Annotated in this window: 3 protein-coding genes; all 3 read right to left on the minus strand. The window is 61.0% G+C overall.

The annotated features are described in order from the left end of the window. Positions 1 to 87: 87 nt before the first annotated feature. Positions 88 to 450, minus strand: coding sequence for a hypothetical protein (locus OSA81_13640; GenBank protein MDE0900044.1), 363 nt, complete (start codon positions 448 to 450; stop codon positions 88 to 90). A 679-nt stretch (positions 451 to 1,129) separates the two neighbouring features. Further along, the gene (locus OSA81_13645; GenBank protein MDE0900045.1) at positions 1,130 to 2,281 is read right to left on the minus strand and encodes an LLM class flavin-dependent oxidoreductase; all 1,152 of its coding nucleotides are present in this window, start codon (positions 2,279 to 2,281) and stop codon (positions 1,130 to 1,132) included. 63 nt (positions 2,282 to 2,344) lie between these two features. Beyond that, on the minus strand, positions 2,345 to 2,560 hold a 216-nt coding region (locus OSA81_13650), incomplete at its 5' end, for a hypothetical protein (protein ID MDE0900046.1).

Consider the following 2,560-nt stretch of genomic DNA (forward strand, 5'->3'; position numbering starts at 1 on the left):
GCGGCGGCGTCTGCGGGGTCGGGTTTCTTATAGCCAGAGCGGCGTGTTCGCAGTTTCCGCCAGCAGTGTTCATGCTCAGATAACGGCCTAGTAGTCGCCTGGTTCGTACAGGACCACCTCGACCCCGCCCGGTAGCACCATCACGATGACGACGCCCCAACCCTTGTCAATCGGTTCGCCCCGAAACTCAACCCCCTTGGCCCGCAATTCCACGATCGTCGCGTTGAGGTCGTCACACATGAAAGACACCTCGTGGGTGGGCCGATCGCCGGGGTGGATATCCAACTCCGGCGGACCGGAGTGGGGCTCCATCGTGGTTGGAGGAAGACCGAAGACCATAAAGTCACCGTCTTCGGCCGCGATCGGGAGCTCGAGCGCATCGCGCATCACGGCACGGAAGGCGTCGACCTCGGAGGTGTAGAACAGGGTGTGAGCTCCGGTGATGGCCATGGTCAACTCGACTTTCTCGCGGTGACCCTACGGAAATACAGGTCAGTCGCAGTTGTAGGAATGCTTTACTTTGATTAATATTACTTTAGCCACTGTAATTTCCCATCAGTAGCGTGTCAACGACTCCCCCCTGGACAGGAACCCGTTGCCCCAAAGAAGTGCGGTTCAAAAGTCAGTAGGAATAACCGCTCAGCCCAGTACCTCGCGTGTGTAACGCACGACGGCCTCAATTTCACTATTGCTGAGTTCCCCAGCGAACGCCGGCATGCCAGCTTTACCTTCGAGGATCAACTGTTTCTGCTCAGCGGGATCCGGGAACTTCTCCCCCACTCTCCCGCCGCTTAACTTTGGCCCGCTGTTACCGCCGCCGTCTTTCCCATGGCAGCTGGCGCAACGTTGCGACCACAAGTCACGACCGACCGTCAGCTCCCGGTCTGGTTCCCCGTCAGGGCCAAGAGGAACCTCCGGGGTGCCAGCCGAGCATCCGACGAATAACGCCGTCACCACGATCAGAAAGTAAAGAAGCCGACTCACCCAGCACTCCGACATGCAGGACCCTTAAGGCCCAGCAGGCGGTGTGCTTCGTTAGGAGCCGCCAGCAGATGGGGCGATATCGACGGAGTGTGGATCGAACTAGTCGGTGCGCAAGTGATGATGTTGGCCATATCGGGCTCGCCTCTCAGCCAAGCTTGGGCAACACGTCACCCGCAAGACGGCCAAGTTGCTCCTCGATGTCTTCGTATTTGTCACCGGGCATGCCTGGGAACAGCAGGAGGTTCTCGATGCCGATCTGCTCGTCGTACCAGGCGATCTGTTCGGCCACGTCCTCGGCCGTGCCGACCGCGAAGATCTTCTGATCGAGTGTCTCCTCGAGGGTCGGCACCAACCCCATGGGCGCCGGTTTGCCGTCGTCGCCCATGTAGCCCTTGCTCCAACCGTAGGGTCCGAGAAACTTCCAGAACTCGTCGTGGCCTGGTCGGATCGCCTCGACGGCCTTCTCGTGGGTGTCCTCGACCCGTGTGCTCAGAACCAGCATCCGGTTCTCACCCCGCTCGAGCGTGCGACCGTGGGTCTCCTCGTAGATCTCCGCATAGCGCTCCCAGAACATCTTCAGGAACTTGGGATTGATATTCCACCAGACACCACCCCAGCCCCACTTGGGAACCAGTTCGAGAGTCGGCGGTGAGGTGATGGCCTGCCACGTCTCGTACGGATACAGCGGTCGGGGCACCAGGGTCAGCTCCTCCACCTCGCCGCCCCGATCGGGGATCCCCGGCGGCGGGAAGTCGTAGTGCTTGCCGTGGAACGAGAACGTCTCCTGGTCAAGGGCCATCTTGATGATCTGCATGGCCTCCTCGAAATGTTCGCGATTCTCCTGATCGGCCGCGGCCTTATCCGGGTTGTCGAAGCTGCCGATCTTCGCTCCCAGCGTCTCGGCTTCGCGCGGCACGGTGCCCCGTCCCACCCCCAGGATCCCCCGACCTCCTGAGATGTTGTGAAGCGTGGCGAAGTCCTCGGCCAGTCGTAGTGGATGCCACTGCGGGACGACGTTGAACGCCATGCCGATCTTGATCCGTTCGGTGCGCTCGGCCAGGATTGTCCCGATGAGGATCCCGTTGGGGATCACCTCGTACCCCTCGTGCTGGAAGTGATGCTCGGTCAGCCAGTACGAGTCGAACCCGAGTTGCTCCGACACGACTCCCATGTCGATGATCCGTTCGGTGGTCTCCCAGATCTTCCGGGCGTCGGAGCGACGATCAGTCGGTGCCGGCGGGCCCGACCCGGCGTCCTCCATCTCGACGCCCCCGAAAAGAAACACTCCTGTGTGCATGTTTATACCATCCAACCTTAACTAGAGATATACAGGAAAGTCTCGGCCTCCCGCCGAACTCGTTCACTCTTTGCGATGAACTGCTGTCTGCTGATCGGTCGACGCCACCAGCACGCCCCTCCGGTAGACCCGACGGGACATCGGCGCATCGGCTATCGCCTCCCGGGGCGAAGCAGCATCGATGACCACCAGGTCGGCCGGAGACCCAACTTCGATGCTCAGCCGCGGCATGCCGATCCCTTCCCGAACGTCGTTGCTGACCATTCGGTAGGCGTCGTC

The organism is Longimicrobiales bacterium (genome assembly GCA_028823235.1).
GTDB lineage: Bacteria > Gemmatimonadota > Gemmatimonadetes > Longimicrobiales > Gaopeijiaceae > UBA2589.